We start from the raw sequence: 584 nt of genomic DNA, 5'->3' as shown, positions 1-584 counted from the left end.
CGCCAGCCGCTCGATGCTTGCCGCCTCAAACAACCCACTGGCATACCCCCACGTCAGCCGCAGTCCCTCGTCGGTCTCCTGTACCGCTAGCTGCAGGTCGAACTTGGCCTGCTCGTAACCCTCGCCCAGCGAAGACACGTCCAGCCCGGGCAGCGCCAACGCCACCTGCGCGTTGTTGCGCATCGACAGCAACACCTGGAACAACGGCGCATGGCTCAGGCTGCGTACCGGCTTGAGCTCGTCCACCAGCATCTCAAACGGGATCTCCTGGTGCGTGTACGCCTCCAGCACGCGTTGTCGCGTGCTCGCCAGCAAACTTTCGAATGTCTCCTCCCCGCTCAGCTGCGTGCGTAGCACCAGCGTGTTCACGAAAAACCCGATCAACGGCTCCACGTCCTGGTGCACCCGACCGGCGATCGGCGTACCAATGACGATGTCTCCTTCCCCGCTCCAGCGCGCCAACAACCACGCCAGTGCTGCTTCCAGCACCATGAACAAGCTCGCATCGTGCCGTTGCGCCAGCGCCTGCAGGCCGGCCAGCGTCGCCACCGCGATGCCCTGCTCGATCCGGCCACCGGCAAAGT

Annotated in this window: 1 protein-coding gene; it reads right to left on the bottom strand. The window is 64.7% G+C overall.

Going from position 1 to position 584, the window contains the following annotated elements; genetic code table 11:
• On the bottom strand, nucleotides 1-584 hold a 584-nt coding region (locus AC1KVG_RS21780), incomplete at both ends, for a condensation domain-containing protein (protein ID WP_481095808.1).

Source organism: Xanthomonas sp. NCPPB 3959 (genome assembly GCF_056675575.1).
Note: the sequence above shows the minus strand (reverse complement) of the source record. Positions and strands in the feature narration are given on the sequence as shown.